The following is a 16,949-nucleotide window of genomic DNA, read 5'->3' as shown; positions in this document are numbered from 1 at the left end:
GTCAATACTAATGAACTGTTTCTGTTATGTAATAGACTGCATCATTATTTTGGCTTTTGTAATATTGATGATCCGTATTTTGCAAGGGTATATTGGAGACATTTATTATATAAATACTATAGTGGTGAGATTCCGAGTGAAGTCCCTTTACACTACATTTATCCAGTTGCGACAGGATACCATACACTGCAAACAATTTCTAGGGGGAATAGAAATTTACTTGGTAGAAAGGATAGTCAACCACCTACCTTTAATATTACAGACAATATTGATAAATTAAAAGATCAAAGTATTAAATATGATTATGTATTTGTTGATTGCTCACGAATCAAAAAAAATATTTCTAATTTCCCTACAGGTACCTTGTTTTTCTTTAACTCTCCTTTAGACGATCGCATTGTTTACTTACAACGATATAATTTAAAACAATACCTGTTAGTAGGGGATATATTAAAATCTATAAATTATCATGAATCATGTAATATTAAACAATTATCACAAGAAATGTTTAGAAAATCGAGTATTAATTCAGTAGAAATAGAATACGTTTCTAGTAACTTTGAACGTGAAATTGAAAGAGCAATACAGTTGTTAGATGTGTTAAAAAAACAAAGATTTTCAAAATACGATGTGCATGTAGTAGCAAAATTAATATATCTTTTTATTAGAATGCCTGTTAATGCAGCTTTATATGACCTTATTGCTAAGTTACAACCTTATGAAGAAACAATTAGAGATATAATGCAAGAGTTAAAAGAGAGTGATTACCGATACGAAAATGACAGTTTTGAACAAATTATAGAGATGCTTGAAGATATACTTTATAAGTGTAAACTGGATAGTGTATGTCCGAAATGGGAACAGTTAAAAGATTATTTACTTAAGGAATATAGCTGTGGTAAGAGTATTTGTATAGTTTCTCCTAATAAGATAGCGCAATTGGCACTTAAAGAAATGTTATCAATATCCATAGGTGTTTCTTCAAGTGATATGGAAGATAATGGTATTTTATTTGTGCTTGCAAATGATATTATTAATGAAATGAAGGTTATTACATGTGATAGCTTAGTTATCTATTCATCTGTAAATCTCAGTGATTTAAGCCTGTTATTAAAGTGTAATTATAAAAATGCGAGAGTATATTTATATAATATTGAAATAAACTTACTTATAAATAAATTGAAAACTATAATAGATTTTGAAAATTACGCACTTAAACACTTTGAAATAAGACAGGGTAGTGTGGGAAATATATATACATATTTATTTAGTAGATTAAATCGATTTGTTAGACAAAAAAAAGTGAATCAGGATGAAACATTATCTAAGTTAATGGAGGAGGTTACCCAATCTGAAACGCACTTATTAAGGGAATTTCGGGAGTATAAGGGCAAGAAAGCAGTTACTGGTTTTTTAGTATATTTTAATGATAATAGCCTAGCATTTTTTACTAAAAACAGCCGAATACAGGTGCTTGATAAAAAGAACAAACGTGTTATACGCAAGCGGTTTAAAGATTTATGTATAAAAGATGAAATCCTATTTATTGATAATGATGCCCGTAAAGATATATATAACATATTTATTCATTCAATTGAAAATATGGATATTAATAAAAAGTTATACATGCTTATTGAGCGTTGGAGAGAATTGTATGAAGAGAAATTTTTAGAATCTAGAATGACTGACGAGAAATTATATATGAAAATGAGAACAATAGGTTGGGAAAAAACTACTAAATCTATTTTGAGGAATTGGCGTACGGGATATAGTTATGGACCTAGAAATAAAGAAGACATTATCTTGTTAGGAAAGGCGCTAGAAATACCGGAATTTATAAATAATACGGACATTTACTATAACGCTATGTCAAAAGTGAGAGTTGAAAGAAGACGGGCTTCACGAATTCTTAACAAGATTATTTATTTTTCAAATAAAAAAATTGATCATGAAGAAATAGCAATGATTGAGAACTATAATTTATCTGTGGAGCAATTAAAGGAATCATTATTAATTAAAACAGTGAAAAATATAGAATTGAATAGAGGATATAGAATTAAGCCTATAGAAATGGGGCTTATATTTGGATCTATGGAAAAGGAGTGAGAAAAATATGACTAATATTGAAAGAAATAAATATAAAATGGTTAGGGAAATTTTAATTAAAGACCTTAAAAGGGATTTAATCGGACCCGAACATAATAAAGAGGATATAATTTATGAACCTCCATCACAGGCTTATATTACGGGCATCCTATATCCATTAGAATCTGAAACACAGATATTTGAAGAAGAGCTTGAAGAAGTCTATTCAGTTGATAATTTAGATGAAGAATATGAGGGTACTGAGAATAATAATGTAAAAGAAGAGACAATTCTTCCTAAAACAAAAACATTTAAACAACAAAATTCAATGGGAGTAAAGTTTTATATAGAAAAAGATACTAATCATTTTCTTGTTAAAGGTGGATGGGGAAAATATACGTCATCTAAGAAATTCGATAATGAAAAACAGCGAGAAGTAACGATATGGACTAGAGACATTGTAAGTTTTGAGGAGCAAATATATATAAATTCTTTTGAAAATAAAATGGATTTAGAAATTGCCCAAAACGTTTTTTTAATAGTAAATAAAAAAGAAATTGAAGGTACAAACGCAGTATTAATCTCAGTTTTTTTAACAAATAAGACAGTTGATAAAAATAGTAATAATGCAATGTTTCAATGTCAATTAATTTTAGAACACACTGAAAGTCAACGGATTTTCTTATGTGAGAATGAAGCGAGGAAGGATACATATAATTTTAATGAATTTTTGTATAGGAATAAGCCGATATTCGCTAAAGGATTCGGATGTGCCGTTAGTTGGAATAATAATGATATAAAATATGCTGCACAAATTCGTTCGGAATTTATCCCTATTCATGAAGTAGAAAGTATGAGTACTGAATTGCCATTTGATAGACAATATGGAGAAATGCCAAATAGCTATTTTTCAATTAAGAAATTTGCTGAAGAGGTCCAAAGAGAAAGAGTTGTTGAAAAATTAAATAATTTAGCTAACCGTTATGAAAATTGGATTAATATGTTACCGTCTAAGGATGTGGAAGACAAACAATCTGCAAAGCAGGTTGTAAAGAATTGTAGTAGAGTAATAGAAAGAATTAGAACGGGTATTGAAATTCTAGAAAGTAATAATGAAGCTTTTTTAGCATTTAAGTTTATGAATGAAGTTATGCATACGCAAATAGCGATGAAAAATTATGCTAAAAATAGAACGTCAACGACATTAGAGAACGAATTAGCAAAGGATAGTCTCAATTGGCGTCCTTTTCAGTTGGCATTTATACTCCTTAACATTGAAGGCCTTGTTAATCCAGCTTCTAAAGATAGAGAACTGGTTGATTTACTCTGGTTCCCGACAGGTGGTGGAAAAACTGAAGCCTATTTAGGAATTGCAGCATTTTTATTAGGTTATAGACGACTTATTGCTTCGACTACTGATTCTTATGAACGCGATGGTGGAGTTACAATTTTGTTACGATATACATTGCGTTTGTTAACAACTCAGCAAAGAGATCGTTTGATGCGTATGATATGTGCAAGTGAATATATACGTCAGAAACAATCTATGTTTGGTAAATCAGAGTTTTCAGTAGGTTTCTGGGTGGGAGCACAGGTTACTGCTAATAGATTATCGGATTTAACTGAGGATTCAAAATTTAGAAGTAGTGATAGAGTAATTTATGAATATAATAAAATAAGAAAACAAATAATTGAGTGTCCATGTTGTGGAAATAAAGAATTGCACTATAAATTCCTACCAAATGAGGATACAAAAACCATAAAGATAGGTGTACAGATTTATTGCAGAAATGAAGAATGTTTTTTTAAGCATAATCATATCCCTGTATATCTAATAGATGAAGAAATTTATAGAAAATTACCTTCAGTAGTGATATCAACTGTTGATAAGTTTGCTAGATTACCTTGGGAGGAAAAAACAGCATCTTTGTTTGGGAGAGTTAATAGACTGTGTGAAAAATGTGGTTTTATTTCTGAAGGGGAAAAGCATCAGAGTTTTCATAAAAATCCCAATGCAATGGTTCATCAAGTTAAACCTTTTTATCCCCCTGAACTTATTATACAAGATGAATTGCATTTGATAACTGGACCATTGGGAACTATTTATGGGGGATATGAAACTATAGTTGAGGAATTAAGTACAGTAAGTATTGGAGGCAAGGTACTTAAACCTAAGTATATTGCAGCTACAGCAACGATAAAAAATGCAGCCAATCAAATAGAGAAAGTGTTTGGGAGGAAAGTAACCCAACAATTTCCTCCATCTGGTTTAGATGTAGAAGATTCTTTCTTTGCGAAAGAAAGGAATATTGATGAATTTCCATTCCGACTATATACAGGTATTTGTGTATCTGGAAATTCTATGAAAACAGTATTATTAAGGGTATATGCAGTTTTATTACAAACAACAGAGAATTTATTAGCGGATAAGGAACTCTCGCGGTATGTTGATCCTTATAGAACATTAGTTGGGTATTTTAATAGTGTTCGAGAATTAGGTGGAGCTGTTAGGCTATTAGATGATGACATTAAGAAAAGAATTCAGACTTTACAAAAAAAACACTCTTATGCAAAGCAAAGGTATATTAACCGTAAACCAGAGTTAACTTCACGTGTACAATCAAGCCAAATTCCAAGAGTATTAGAGCAATTGGAAAGAACTGTTGGAAATGAAGAATTAGATGTTGTATTAGCTACGAATATGATTTCGGTAGGTATGGATGTGGATAGATTAGGATTAATGGTAGTAACAGGACAACCTAAGCAAACATCTGAGTATATTCAGTCATCAAGTCGAGTAGGGAGAAGTAAACCAGGCTTAGTTGTTACGGTTTACAATCCATACCGTCCTCGTGATATGTCACATTATCAAAATTTCAAGGGGTATCATCAACGTCTATATCACTTTGTTGAAGGGACAACAGCAACTCCTTATGCATCTAGGGCAAGAGATAGGGTTCTACATGCTATCGCCGTGGCATTATTAAGACTTACTAATATAGAATTAGCAAAAAATGAAGATGCGGGAAACATTAAAGATGTAGATTTAAGTTATCTTAAAGAAGTACTTATGAATCGGATAAGGATTGTAGAACCTCGTAATGTTGAAGAAAGTATGGTTGATTTGAATCAGTTTTTAGATCAATGGATTGAAAAGAGTGCCTTGGAAAAAGATTTACAGTATTATTTTTATCCCAATAAGAAACAAGCGCGTATTGAAAGTAAAAATAGGATATTAGCTCGTTTTTCAGAGGATAAACAGTATGGCGGGAAGTCTACACTAGATTCAATGAGACAAGTTGAAGGAACATCTTCGTTGTATATTTATGAAGGGTGGAATCATGATGAAAAAGGAAGTTGGAGAAGTTAGACCTGGACAGCTTATCACGACATATGGACCGGGAGCAATTATAGATTCAGTAAATGATTCGCTTATGGTTTTAGATATAAAGTATTGGCAAAACTGTGACGAAAAAATATATGATAACAAACTAGCTAAATTTTTAAAAAAGGATTATTTTAAAAAAATACCTGTCACCGGTTCTTATGATTTGCCATCTATACCTTTTCCAAATTATCATGTGTGCAGTAAATGTTTTCATTTATTTGATATAAGAGAAACCTTTAAAATGAGTACTTATTTAAGTAAGGGACCGAGTTGTCCTGATTGTTCGATGAAATCCTATCCAGCTCGTTTTGTTGTATCTTGTCAGGAAAATCATTTAGATGATTTTCCATGGAGATGGTGGGTACATAATAGGCAAGAAACAGAGTGTAGGGGAAAATTGTATTTAAAGAGTTCTGGTAAAAATTCCAGTTTGGAGTCTCTATATGTTCAATGTGAGTGTGGGGAACGTAAGACAATGAGAGGGGCTACACAAGAAAGTTATTTTGAGGGACTTAAGTGTACTGGTAATCACCCTCATAAATTAAATAAAAAATCACCTTGTGTTTCAGCTATTATTCCTCTGCAAAGAGGAGCTTCAAATGTTTATTTCCCTGCGTTGAGAAGTGCTATTGTAATTCCTGATAAAGGAGAAGAATTAAATGAGTTATTCATTTCTTTAAATGATGAAATTGAGCAGTTTAGAAAAGTATTGGGAAGTGCGCTGGGAGATCAGTGGTATATTAAGTATTATGAATTGAATCATTTAGAAAATAGAGGATTTTCTAATGCAGATGATTTCCTGGAGAAATTTAAAAAGTATCAACAGAGAAAAAATCCCGATGAGGAAATGGAATATAATCAAATAAAACAAGCTGAATACCATACATTCACTAATTTTAAGGATAAAGTAAATTTAGGAGGGGTATTTCAAGCTGAGATAGAGAAGGTGCCTATAGATTTACAACCATACTTAAAAAATATAATAAAAGCACATAGATTAAAAGAGATATTAGTACTATTGGGTTTTATGAGAAATGATAGTCCTGAACCAGATGTAAATGAACCAAAAAAAATTGTTTGGCTAGAATCAAATAGTAATGAAAATTGGCTGCCTGCTGTAGAAGTTCATGGTGAAGGGATTTTTCTCGAATTTAATAAAGAATCAATAGCAAGTTGGATAAAAAATAATCAAGTTTTATCTAATAGGTCTGATAAATTTTCAACTTTATATTCAAAATGGATAGAAAGTAAAGGCTGGGAATTGCGTGATAATAAGAATATAGTATATGTCATGTTGCATACATTTGCTCATTTATTAATTAAACAGTTGTCACTGCAATCAGGATATTCTTCTGTAGCTATTAAAGAAAGGATATATTGCGGTGAAGATATGGCTGGAATTCTTCTTTACACAGGGAGCACAGATCAAGAAGGGTCTTTAGGTGGTCTGGTAGAAATGGGTACTATTAAAAAATTACGTGAATTGATTTTAAAAGCTTTAGAGGATGCAACATTCTGTTCTAGTGATCCGTATTGTGCAAGTTTAGAACCAAGCGAAGATAATCATTTAAATGGGTGTGCATGTTTTGCCTGCTCTATGATTTCTGAGACATCTTGTGAAGTGGGAAATCGTTTATTAGATCGGTCTTTAGTTGTAAAAACTATTGATAGTCAATTTGCTCCATTTTTTGAAGGGTTGATATAGAAATGGAGCAAATAAACATATCCCGTTTATATGTTTTAAAAAATGTACTTGAAAATGAATTGAAAAAACATGCTGATATGAATGTTGAAGAATATACAGAGCACCTTAAAATAAATGGCTATCAGCTTGATGTAAATTTAACAAATTCAAGTACATTATTACATAAGCTTAGTAAAGAGCAGTTATTAGAACTGCTCTTACTATTTAAAATTTATGAACAAGAACAAACACAAGAGTCTGTGGAATTTGTTGCAACACTTCCAGCTAATATAGATAGCAGATTTAGAAAAACAATTAGTGTTGTACGTCAAATTATTCTCGAGGCTCAAAAAGAAATTTTAATCACAGGATATGCAATTTCTGAGTATTTTGATGAAATTTTTAGTGTTATAATAAATAAAAACTTATCTGGAGTAAATATTAAATTTTTTATTGATGATAATACTAAAAACTTGAGTTATATGAAAACTATTACAAATCGTAAAGATTTGACTAATTTAGAGTTGTATAAATATCAAAAAAGTGAATCTTTATCTTCATTACATGCAAAAGTAATTGTTGTCGACAATCAAAAAGCTTTTGTATCATCATCTAATCTCTCTTATAATGGTATGGTTAATAATGTAGAGATTGGAACAATTATTATAGGCGAAAAAGTGAGAGAGATAGATAATTTATTTAAACAACTAATTGCTAATAAATATTTTATCAAAATAGTTTAGAAATTGTAGAGGAGTACTGTAAATGATTGTAATTGATTTATTTTCTGGAGCAGGAGGGTTGAGTGAAGGATTTCATAAAGAAGGATTTAAAATTTTGGCCCATGTAGAGAAAGAAATGTGGGCGTGTGAAACGATAAAAACGCGCCTGTTTTACCATTTTTTGAAAGAACGTAATGATTTAGAATTATATTTTACCTATTTACGTGAATCTATTAATTATAGAAAAGTAAATGAGTATAGAGAGTTAGTATACAGCAATTATCCAGAATTGAAACAAAAAATTGAGAGGGAGGTTCTCAATAAAAAATTTGGAAATCCTCAAAATGATTCAACTGCAACATCATCTAATCAAGTAATTGAATTAATAAGAGATTCTCTTCGTTATAACGATGTAACTGAAGTAGATCTTATTATTGGGGGCCCACCCTGCCAAGCTTATTCTTTAGTAGGACGTAGTAGAATGAAGGAAAACGCAGAAAAAGATTCACGGAATTATTTATTTCAGTATTATAAAAGAATAGTTCAAGAATTTAGCCCTAAAGCATTTATTTTTGAGAATGTTCCGGGGATTTTAACAGCTAAAAAGGGAAAAGTATACGAGGAAATTAAGAAAGCTTTTGATGAAATTGGATACACTGTATTATCTGGAATAGAAGATGATGATAAAAAAAATATCATAGACTTTGGGGAATTTGGAGTACCTCAAAGAAGAAAAAGGGTATTGCTGTTTGGTTTTCAAAAAAGTCTAGGATATACTTATCCCGATTTTTCGAAATATAAGTTTCCTTGGGAAAGTTCGATGAGTACTAGAAATGTAATTTCAGATTTACCCCGATTGAAGCCAAATGAAGGTCAAGATTTAGGAGTAATGAAATATAGTCAAACTGATAACAATCATAAGCTTTCTTGTTATGAAGAGACAATGAGAGAAGAGAGTATTGGAGTTTTAAACCATAAGGCTCGACCATTAAAAGAACGTGATGCAGAAATATATAGAATAGCAATAAAAAAAGCTAGCGTTGGTGAACAACTAAAGTATAATCATTTACCTAGTTATTTAAAAACACATAAAAATGAAAAGGCCTTTTTGGATAGATTTAAAGTACATTGGTGGGATGGTCTGCCACATACTGTTGTGGCTCATATTTCAAAAGATGGACACTATAATATACACCCGGATATAGAACAATGTCGTTCTTTGACTGTGAGAGAAGCAGCGAGAATGCAAGGATTTCCAGATAACTATAAATTCGAAGGACCTCGCACAGCGCAATATACGCAAGTGGGGAATGCTGTTCCACCAATAATGTCACAAGTAATTGCAAAAGCAGTAAAAGAGGTATTGTCTAAATAGTTTCTCAGTGTAATTATAAAACGGATTGCTAAGAGATTTTTAATAAAATAATTAAATTTACAAAATAAAGAGCCAGTTTTGATTAGGATGCTTTCAAAATCTGGTTTTTTATTATAAATTATATTGAAATTATGGTAAAAAGGTTATTGCATGGAATGATTTGAATTAGTTAAATTTTTTATCTAATTTCATTAGTTGATTTTTGAATAAGGTCTGTTTGTTAATAGGAAAAACTTAGACTTTATACAATTATGTAATGATTAATTAATTAAATTAAAATTATGAGATTAAAAAACGTAAATATAAAAAAATGGAGTTGTTAAAAAATTTCTGTAATGGTTATAATGAGATATTAGGAAATTTGAATGATAGCGATGATATACCGTGTAATATGACTATGCATAAGTCTAGAAAGCATAATTTTAGAGATATTGTCATTTTTTCAATGATGAAGCAAGGGAGCAATTTATCTAGATTTATTAATCCTAGCTCTTCAGAATTTAATTCCTTATTAAATGATTTATATCCGTATGATAAAAATAAACATGTGGACACTTATGTTAAACATGCTTGGAATAAGCCTTCAAATACAATTCTAGCGCATTTGCAAAAAGATGGATTGAAATTTATTCATCCTAATCAGCCAAGGTCATTTACACCTTATGAAACAGCTCTTATACAATCATTCCCTAAAAGCTATGGGTTCTCAGGGGGAGTAAATGCACAGCATCGACAAGTAGGAAATGCTGTTCCTCCACTTATGGCAAAGAGTGTAGGTCTTGTAAGTTATGATAATTCCAGTATTGAAATTCATTAATTAGAAAGTTTTGGTAAGGGGGAAAACTATGACGCAGCACTTTATTGAACCAGCAGCAAGGATTATTACAGCAATTGGAAGAGATTTAATAAAAGATATTCCAGCATCTATTGTTGAGCTAGTGAAAAATTCATATGATGCAGATGCTTCGTGTGTAAATATTATATTTACTATTGAAGAAGGTGAGCTACTAATTAATATAAGTGATGATGGCCATGGAATGGACAAAGAAACGATTATTAATACATGGCTAGTTCCGGGGACAGATCATAAACTAATAAAGAAAAAAAGCCCGAAGAAGAGACCTTTTCAAGGAAGAAAAGGGATTGGTAGGTATGCTGTTGCGGTACTAGGAAACAAATTAGAGTTACAATCTATACAAAATGGAATCAAAACCATAGCGAAAATTGATTGGACCGAATTTGAAACTGCAAGATATCTAAGAGACATCAAGATTCCAATTGAATCTCACCAAATAAATATGCCAAATGGTACAAATTTATTAATAAAAGGCGGAAAAGAGTATATTGAATTACTAACCGAAAAAGAGATGAAAAATATTACTAGAGAATTAAGAAGGTTAGTCTCACCTATTGATAATAGCATAGATGATGAATTTGATATTTACATAGAGTATAAAAATTTTTATGAGGATGAGAACAAAAATCAAAGAACTAAGATTGAGCCTTTTCCTATTTTGGAGTTATATAATTTTAGGCTAACTGGTACCATTGATACTACTGGAAAGGCAAACTTAACTTATGAGAATGCATATAGTACGCCTGTTGAAGTTATTAATTTTACCAAACAAATAAATTTAAAAAATACACAAAGTTATTGTGGAAATATAGAGTTAGATTTTAAAGTTTTTGATAAAGATGATAAAGGTCTTGAATTATTAATTAGCAAATTAAAGCATAGAGGATCTGAAGAATCTATTAACAAAACATTTGTAAGGAAACTTTTAAAAGAATCTGCGGGAGGGGTTGGAATATATCGAAATGGTTTTCGCATAAGGCCTCATGGGGATCAAGGGTTTGATTGGCTAAACTTAGATAATAGACGTATCCAAAACCCATCCCAAAGAATAGGTATGGATCAAATAGCTGGTTTTGTTATGATTGAGTCAGAAGAGTTATCCTATTTGGAAGAGAAAAGTGCTCGGGATGGCTTAAGAGAGAATAAATATTATGAAGGCCTAAAAGCTTTGATATTAGAAGCACTTACGGAAGTAGAGAAAAAAAGATTTACTTATAGGCGACTAAAATTAAAGAATTTAAATAATATTTCGGCGACAAGTAAAATTGAATCACTATTTGATTTTACTGAATTTAATTCTGATATCAATAATAGCTTGGAAGAAAGTTTGATTAAAATTAAAGATAATCCAGCAAAAGTTGATGAGCTTGCTGAAGAAATAAAGAAGAATGTTAGCCATAAAATTCGAACTCTAGAAAAACAAAAAAATACTGAGTTCAAGCAGTTTAAAGAAATTATTGCTATATACCAAGGACAAGCTACTTTAGGAAAGATTATTTCAGTAATTTTGCATGAAGGTAGAAAATCATTAGGGTGGTTTAGTAATCAACTTCCAAGAACTATAAAATGGTTAACTAAATTAGGAGAAGAGGAAAGAATAGAGAATCCATTATTTACAAAAATTTTAGATAGACTTAGAAAAACTGAGAAAGAGTCGATATCATTAGAAAAACTTTTCAATAAACTAGATCCTTTAACTGCACCAAGGAGAAGTAATCCTAAAAATATTGAGTTAACTGAAATTGTAAATCATATATATGAAATTTTTGAAAATGAGCTTAATTATAATAGGATTGCATTTAATATAAATGTTGAAGAAAATTCTAAAGTATATGGAATTCAAGAAGATTTTCTCATGTGTATGACTAATTTAGTTGAGAATAGTATTTATTGGTTAAAGCAAGAGAAAAATCCTAATAGATACATTACTATTAATATTAATCAAGAAGATGACATTAGTATCATTGATATTCTCGATAATGGACCAGGCATTGAACAAGAGTATATTGAAAATGAAGCTATTTTTGAACCTGGATTTAGTGGTAAGAGTGAAAGCTCCGGAACTGGTTTGGGTTTAGCGATTGCTGGTGAAGCAATTGAGCGTAATAATGGAGAACTCAAAGCAATATATAGTGACTTGGGGGCTCATTTTAGAATAGAAATTAACCATAAGAAAGTAGGAGTAGTATAGAATGAGCGAAGTTCCAACTTGTGAAAAAACTACAATATCAGTTTTAATAATTGAAGATGAAGAAATTCAAATTGAAGCTATACAAGATGCAATTGATGATTTTAATGATGACAGTGTCGATTTTCAGATTTTTTGTGAATTTAGTAAAAGTTTTAATGAGAGCCTTAAACTACTTTTAACAAATGATTTTGATGCTACAATTATTGACCTTAACTTAGACCAAACAGCAACTGAGCCATCGGATTTAGATGGTAATAAATTAGTAGATATTATTGTTAATAAAATACGAGTCCCAATAATAATTAGAACAGGATATCCTACTCAATTTTCATCTGAGAAAATTGATGAGAGTAATAGTTTTTTAAAAATCTATAAAAAAACCGATTCAATTGATGAAATTATACAGGAAATTGTTCAATGGTACGGAATTGGACTAACATCTACTTTAGGTACTAAAGGGATTCTAGAGTCCGGTTTAAATAAATTATTTTGGGAGCAAATCTCTAAAAATTTAAATGAGTGGGAAAAAAGCAAAGAAGATTCTAAAGAACAGGAAAAATCCCTTTTAAGGTATACATTAAATGTACTTCAGAGTTATTTAGAAGTGGATCTTGATTCTGGTAAATATGAGAATTTTCATCCGGCAGAAGTTTATATTAAACCTCCAATAAAGCAAGATTTATTTTTTGGGGATATTTTAAAGAGAAGCGGGAATGAGTATTTTTTAATATTAACACCTTCTTGTGAGATGGCTCAAGGAAAGTATAAAAAAATCCTTTTATCACGTATATTAAATCATGAGGATTTAGAAGAATTTAAACAAGCTAGAACTGGATATATTCAAAATCAAAGTAATAGTAAGAGGTCTGCATTGGAAAAGTGGTTTAGAAATGGACATGATAATAGTTTAGGTTATCATTTTCTTCCTTCATATTCTGATTTTCCAGGTGGTTTTATAGATTTTCAAGACGTTGTATCTTTGAGTCAAGAATCTGTTATTGCAGAATATGAAAAAATTGCAACGATAACCAATCAATTTGCAAAAGACATATCTTCTAGATTTACATTATATTATGCAAGGCAGGGGCAACCTAATTTGAATTCAGATTTGATAATTAAAATGTTATGTGGGGAATTACAAACTACTTAATTTAAATCGTGTAGAGAAAAAAGCTGTATTTTAAATAATTTATTTTTTAATCTAAAGGTTACAATAATTTAGAAGAAATATTATTGTAAAATCAGAATAATACTAAGAATTTTTCCCTTTTTGAATATTCAATAATGACCAAAATCTTTCGGATTTACGTTTTATTGCAAGTAAGTGTATATAGCATGTACGCTACATTGTGATATGAATATATTTCTGAAAGGTTTTTTGTGAGTTTAAAGTATAGGAGGATTGACTTACTTTCGAGGTAGGAGAGAATAACTTGATGTTTCAAGAAGTATCGTAAGTGTTCTCAGAAATTTAAATTTCAAAATACACAAAAAGATGAAAAAAATTAGGAATGTAATTTTATCATTGTATTCAAAAGAATTTGGAAATTAAAAAAGATAATGATTCAATCAGTTAAGTTGGTAAAAGGAAGAAATCGTATTCTCAACAAGTCTAGTTATTGAGAATACCCACTCACCCCCTTATACAATTGAGTTCTATAATCGCGAATGGGTTCTAACCAGCGAGTTTTCCTCTGTGAAGTTGATAGAAAGAACTGAACAGAGTGCTTGAAGAAGAAACAACAAAAGATTGAGTATTTGATTCTGTAGTGTACCTAAAAACTAGAATTAATCCTACGGGCTTTGTATGCAGTAAGTTTACATGTGTTTTTCTAAGTCGTGGGGTTTGTTTATTGAGGTTGTACGGTTAAGGAAGTGGGGAAGGTGTATAGGGATAAGATAATGGTGAGGAAGGACATAGCTTTTAATAGAGTGCTGAATAAGTACTCTATTTTTAGGGGGTAAAATAAGATTATATAGTTTACTTATTTCATGCAAATAAATGAAAATATTATATGTTAAATAATGTGATTATGACGCAAGATATATGTTATGAAGGTAAAGTGAAAGGGTGATTAGATACGTGTAAGAGGATATGTTTATATTTTAACTAGAATGCGACTGTATTCTATTCGTGGTTATGCCGATGAAATGGAAAAGACAAATAAATTTAAATTAGAAGAATTGTTGAGAGAGGTAGAGGAAGATACAAAAGATTTAACAGTAGAAGAACAGGATAAGTATTGGGACTGGAAAGTTGATGAGATTAATGAAGCAAAAACCCCTTTTCCTAGTTTACTAAGGTATTCAACTGTAGTTCCAGCATATTCTATAATAGAACCGGCTTTATTAAGAATTGTTAAAGTACAGATGGCAGTATTACTAAAATATGAAGAAGTAGGAAAATTGAATCCGAAATTTAATAGTGTAATTAATATTTTATATTTTAAAAAGCAATGTTTTTCTTATGATTTGCAAAAGAACATATTAGTGTTTAATATTAAATTATCTACATAAAGTTGTTTAATGGTATATTAACGAAAATTATATTGAAATCTTTATAGTGTTTAATGTAATTAAAGCTGATATAAATGGAGGAATAATAAAATGAAGTTAAGTACATATATTAAGTGTCCCTCTTGTCAAGAAATTTTCAATGATCCAGATAGAAACCTGAGTAATTTAGGAGTTCCAGCTCCTTGTTGTGGAGCTTTAAATGAAACGAGAGCAGTTTGGCCATCATTAGATGTTCATATGTTGTTGGATATTGTTGAACAGCAAAAGTTAGATACCTATAATGGGCAAAAAATCGCTATTGTGTTTACTTGTACTTTGCTTGAAATGATGTTAGAACAGGCTGTTTGGACATTGATTCAGTATCAAGTGAAAACAGATAAAGCAGGAGAAGCTTTATTAGAGAGTTATCAAGGAAGAGAAAGACGACTTAGACTATTTCAAAAGTTGAATGGTTTTAGTTTAAAAGATGTTATTGCAGATAAAGGATATAAGACTTTTTTAAATGATTGGAAAGAACTGGCACAAATAAGAAATCGTATAGTTCACAATGGTAGCATTGGAAATAGTGTAGGTATGAATAGCGAAGAAATTAATAATTTAATAATACGTTTAAAAAAAGATAGTAAGGGGGTCTTCACTTTAATTAATAATGAAGTTGTTCATTTTAATAGGGTCAGTGCTAACTAGGAAAAAAGGAATGATAATGCATTAGGAGATAAATCATATACCATCTAGATATAGCTGATGACCATTTTCTAAATTGGAAAGGGAACCGTGGTAAGAAGAGTAAGAATAATACTAGGTGTGAACAGTCTAGTAGTAATTAGCCTGTAATCAAACCTGCTCAAGAAAAAAGTAGTGAAGAAAGATTAAGTAGTTTAAATTTAAAAAGGTTTATTGATGATGAGACGATGTTAGTCGAGACCTTTAAGCATCGCTTTATGTTAGAACAGTATATTAGAGAGATATTCACAAGGAAATTTGAAGGTGAGAATTATAAGGGATATCCAATCAGTAAACTGTTAAATCAGCTGATTTATGATGGTATAATTGATAAGGAAATAGGAGAATTGGCTAAGAAGTTATATACATTGGCTAACAGAGTTATACATGAAGTAGATCAAGATATAGATTAGGTTGTGTATCAAGGTAATATAGCTTCTATGAATATATTGTTCCAATATTTTAAGGATCTACTCTCTAAGTGTTAAATAATCTGTCTAACTAGTGTTAGGTTTCATGGAAATGATACATTTAATAAATTTTGATTTTATTAAAATTTAAGATAATTGACCTTCTAAAAATCATTAAATATGGTAATGTATTTATGAAATAATTCGGAAAGAGGGTCTTTTTTTGTTGTTTCCAGCAAGTTTAGTAAATAATCGTTATGAAGTTATTAGTATAATAGGAAGAGCGGGGATGGGGGAAGTCTGGTTATCAAAGGATAACGTCCTTGAAAGAAACATTGTTTTAAAAGGGGTCAATTCTCTTTTCCTAAAAAATGAGCCTAATGCCTATAAAATATTGCGAGATGAGGCAATTGCAGGAGCAAAATTGTTAGGTCACACTAATATTGTAAATATATTAGATTATGGGAAGATTGAATCAAAGGTTAATGAAACTTATTTTATTGCAATGGAATATGTTGAGGGGGAACTATTGAAGACTGGATAAATGTTCATAGACATAAAATAGATGCAAATACTTACTATTACATTAGTTTATTGATTGCTGGGCAACTGGTTAAAGGAATAGAATTTGCCCATAAAAGAGGTCTTTTTCACCGTGACATTAAACCTTCAAATGTTTTTATTGCAAACTATGTTCAGGTTAAGATTGGTGATTTTGAGCTTGCTAAATTTATAGATGCAGTTACTCGCACTCACACAGTCGGAAACATGTCAACACCTGCCTATACTGCTCCAGAACAATGGTTAGGTAAAAATTATGAGAAAAAAACAGATGTATATCAGTTGGGTTGTACGCTCTATCATTTATTTACTTCTAGTATTCCGTTTGATGGACCTTTGTATGCTCAAATAAATTCACACTTGAATGATAAACCAGTTGAAGTATTAAACAAGAATCCACTAGTCTCTAAAAAGTTATCTGATGCAATCCTTAATTA

13 protein-coding genes are annotated in these 16,949 nt (G+C 30.5%); all 13 read left to right on the top strand.

Annotated elements, in window-relative coordinates:
- A partial coding sequence (gene drmE / locus JDS92_RS26465; RefSeq protein WP_199632785.1) for a DISARM system-associated protein DrmE occupies positions 1-2,106 on the top strand: 2,106 nt, incomplete at its 5' end.
- Between the two features lie 7 nt (positions 2,107-2,113).
- The gene (drmA, locus tag JDS92_RS26460) at positions 2,114-5,455 is read left to right on the top strand and encodes a DISARM system helicase DrmA (protein WP_206773076.1); all 3,342 of its coding nucleotides are present in this window, start codon (positions 2,114-2,116) and stop codon (positions 5,453-5,455) included.
- Positions 5,430-7,178: a DUF1998 domain-containing protein gene (drmB, locus tag JDS92_RS26455; RefSeq protein ID WP_199632784.1), complete on the top strand. Its 1,749-nt coding sequence runs from the start codon at positions 5,430-5,432 to the stop codon at positions 7,176-7,178. Before drmA ends, drmB begins: the two co-directional genes overlap by 26 nt.
- A gap of 2 nt (positions 7,179-7,180) precedes the next feature.
- Positions 7,181-7,900, top strand: a complete 720-nt coding sequence (locus tag JDS92_RS26450; protein ID WP_199632783.1) for a phospholipase D-like domain-containing protein — start codon at positions 7,181-7,183, stop codon at positions 7,898-7,900.
- Between the two features lie 22 nt (positions 7,901-7,922).
- Complete coding sequence (locus tag JDS92_RS26445; protein ID WP_199632782.1) at positions 7,923-9,254, top strand: DNA cytosine methyltransferase; 1,332 nt, start codon at positions 7,923-7,925, stop codon at positions 9,252-9,254.
- Positions 9,255-9,564: 310 nt separating this feature from the next.
- Complete coding sequence (locus tag JDS92_RS26440) at positions 9,565-10,071, top strand: DNA cytosine methyltransferase (RefSeq protein ID WP_199632781.1); 507 nt, start codon at positions 9,565-9,567, stop codon at positions 10,069-10,071.
- A 28-nt stretch (positions 10,072-10,099) separates the two neighbouring features.
- Positions 10,100-12,301: a sensor histidine kinase gene (locus JDS92_RS26435; RefSeq protein ID WP_199632780.1), complete on the top strand. Its 2,202-nt coding sequence runs from the start codon at positions 10,100-10,102 to the stop codon at positions 12,299-12,301.
- Position 12,302: 1 nt separating this feature from the next.
- Positions 12,303-13,451: a hypothetical protein gene (locus tag JDS92_RS26430; protein WP_199632779.1), complete on the top strand. Its 1,149-nt coding sequence runs from the start codon at positions 12,303-12,305 to the stop codon at positions 13,449-13,451.
- Positions 13,452-14,452: 1,001 nt separating this feature from the next.
- Positions 14,453-14,818 (top strand): hypothetical protein, encoded by a 366-nt coding sequence (locus JDS92_RS26425; protein ID WP_199632778.1) that lies wholly within the window; start codon positions 14,453-14,455, stop codon positions 14,816-14,818.
- Between the two features lie 90 nt (positions 14,819-14,908).
- A complete protein-coding gene (locus JDS92_RS26420) occupies positions 14,909-15,505 on the top strand; it encodes a hypothetical protein (RefSeq protein ID WP_199632777.1) in 597 nt (198 codons plus the stop codon).
- Between the two features lie 224 nt (positions 15,506-15,729).
- Positions 15,730-15,954: a hypothetical protein gene (locus tag JDS92_RS26415; protein ID WP_199632776.1), complete on the top strand. Its 225-nt coding sequence runs from the start codon at positions 15,730-15,732 to the stop codon at positions 15,952-15,954.
- Between the two features lie 220 nt (positions 15,955-16,174).
- The gene (locus JDS92_RS26410; protein WP_199632775.1) at positions 16,175-16,495 is read left to right on the top strand and encodes a protein kinase family protein; all 321 of its coding nucleotides are present in this window, start codon (positions 16,175-16,177) and stop codon (positions 16,493-16,495) included.
- Positions 16,480-16,949: protein kinase domain-containing protein (locus tag JDS92_RS26405; protein ID WP_199632786.1), on the top strand; the 470-nt coding region annotated here is incomplete at its 3' end. The genes JDS92_RS26410 and JDS92_RS26405, both read left to right, overlap by 16 nt.

Origin of the sequence: Bacillus cereus group sp. N12, from assembly GCF_016483575.1 — a bacterium.
Classification (GTDB): Bacteria; Bacillota; Bacilli; order Bacillales; family Bacillaceae_G; genus Bacillus_A; species Bacillus_A toyonensis.
Note: the sequence above shows the minus strand (reverse complement) of the source record. Positions and strands in the feature narration are given on the sequence as shown.